Source organism: Streptomyces sp. AK010 (assembly GCF_014207295.1).
Lineage (GTDB): Bacteria > Actinomycetota > Actinomycetes > Streptomycetales > Streptomycetaceae > Streptomyces > Streptomyces massasporeus.
In genome coordinates this window covers 1-2,012 of sequence record NZ_JACHCX010000063.1, presented here as the reverse complement: position 1 = coordinate 2,012, position 2,012 = coordinate 1, and the positions used below count along the sequence as shown (strand labels likewise).

Annotated in this window: 2 protein-coding genes; one reads left to right on the top strand and one right to left on the bottom strand. The window is 66.7% G+C overall.

Going from position 1 to position 2,012, the window contains the following annotated elements:
• Positions 1 to 91: 91 nt before the first annotated feature.
• Positions 92 to 874 (bottom strand): sporulation protein, encoded by a 783-nt coding sequence (locus tag HDC93_RS37550; RefSeq protein WP_185015239.1) that lies wholly within the window; start codon positions 872 to 874, stop codon positions 92 to 94.
• Between the two features lie 144 nt (positions 875 to 1,018).
• Between HDC93_RS37550 and HDC93_RS37545 the strand changes: the two genes are divergently transcribed.
• The gene (locus HDC93_RS37545) at positions 1,019 to 1,660 is read left to right on the top strand and encodes a DNA-3-methyladenine glycosylase (RefSeq protein WP_185015238.1); all 642 of its coding nucleotides are present in this window, start codon (positions 1,019 to 1,021) and stop codon (positions 1,658 to 1,660) included.
• Positions 1,661 to 2,012: the final 352 nt, after the last annotated feature.

The window sequence follows — 2,012 nt, the reverse complement described above, 5'->3', positions numbered from 1 at the left end:
TCAGGAGTCCACACAACCCCCGATGATCACGCGGTGGCCGTACCCGTTCCCAGCCGGACCCGACTCAAGATCGCGAAGTCAGACTGGAGTACTAGAACCAGTTGCGCTTGCTGCCGACCTCGGACAGCCACTGGTTCAGGTCCGCGGTCCAGTCCGTCCCCTGGTAGTCGTTCAGACCCACCTGGAAGGAGCGGAAGGTGTCGCTGCCCTCGCTGAACAGCCCCGGCTTCTTGTCCATCTCCAGCACCACGTCCATGGCGTTCTGGTCGGCGACGAAGCTCAGCTCGACCTGGTTCAGCCCGCGGTACTGCTGCGGCGGGTAGAACTCGATCTCCTGGTAGAACGGCAGCTTCTGCCGCGTACCCCGGATGACACCGCGCTCCATGTCCGCGTTCTTGAACCGGAAGCCCAGCTGGATGAAGGCGTCGAGGATCGCCTTCTGTGCCGGCAGCGGGTGCACGTTGACCGGGTCCAGGTCACCGGAGTCCACCGCACGCGCGATCTCCAACTCGGTCGACACCCCGATGTTCATGCCGCGCAGGGCCTGACCGTCGATCATCGTGATCGGCGTCTCCCACGGGATCTCCAGCCCGAACTGCACCGCGTGCACCGCGTTCGCCTGCAGCTCGAACGCCCCACCCAGCCGCGACTTCGTGAACTCGATGTCCTGCTTGTACTCCTGGTCGCCGCTCTCCACCTCGACCTTGGCCTGCAGCCCGACCGAGAGCCCCTCGATCTGCTGGTTGACGGACCCGCCCTGGATACGCACCTCGCCCTGGACGACACCGCCCGGGACGACGTTGACCTCGTGCAGCACCGTCTCTACCGAAGCCCCGCCGGCCCCCAGGCTCGCGAGCAGCTTCTTGAACGCCATGTCTCTCCCTCTCGCCCACTACGGGTGGATCCTTGATCCGTACAAACGCAATCCGGCCGTGGCCGGTTCCATGCCCCACCCTGGCAAGGCGGGTGCCCGACGGCCACCCCCCGGCACCACTCGTCTCCAGTACCCTCGGACGGCATGATCGCGACCCCCGACCGTACGCCCCTGTCCAGGGAGTTCTTCGACCGGCCCGTCCTCGATGTCGCCCCCGACCTGCTCGGCCGCATCCTGGTACGCAGCACCCCGGACGGTCCGATCGCCCTGCGCCTCACCGAGGTCGAGGCCTACGACGGCGCCGACGACCCCGGCTCGCACGCCTATCGCGGACGCACGGCCCGCAACGAGGTGATGTTCGGTCCGCCCGGTCATGTGTACGTCTACTTCACCTATGGCATGTGGTTCTGCATGAACCTGGTCTGCGGCCCCGAGGGAAAGGCAAGCGCGGTCCTGCTCCGCGCCGGGGAGATCATCGAGGGCGCCGAACTGGCCCGGACCCGTCGGCTCTCGGCCCGCAACGACAAGGAACTGGCCAAAGGCCCGGCCCGGCTGGCTACGGCCCTGAACGTGGACCGCTCCCTGGACGGCACGGACGCGTGCACTTCGCAGGACACCCCGCTCCGCATGCTGACGGGCACTCCCGTGCCCTCCGGCCAGGTACTCAACGGTCCCCGCACCGGCGTGGGCGGCGACGGAGCCGTGCACCCCTGGCGCTTCTGGGTCGCCAACGACCCGACGGTGAGCCCCTATCGCGCCCATGCCCCGAGGCGCCGCCGAAGTTGACGCGCCCTGCCGGGGTGCGTAATGTAGCCCGAGCCGCTGTTCCGGGTAGGGCACTCGCCCTGCAGCCGGAGGCGGCCAAACCACTACCCAGCGACTCCCCTCAGCAGGGGCGAATTCGGCGTGCCCGCATGCCTGAATTCGACGCCGATAGACTCGATTATGAGTTGGACGGGGAATCCGCTAACGTAGTGAATGTCGAAAGGCCAACGAGCGAAAGCCCGGGGCCGAACGGCAAATCCCGCCGACAGGGAATCGGATCGAAAAGGATCTGATAGAGTCGGAAACGCAAGACCGAAGGGAAGCCCGGAGGAAAGCCCGAGAGGGTGAGTACAAAGGAAGCGACCGTTCCTTG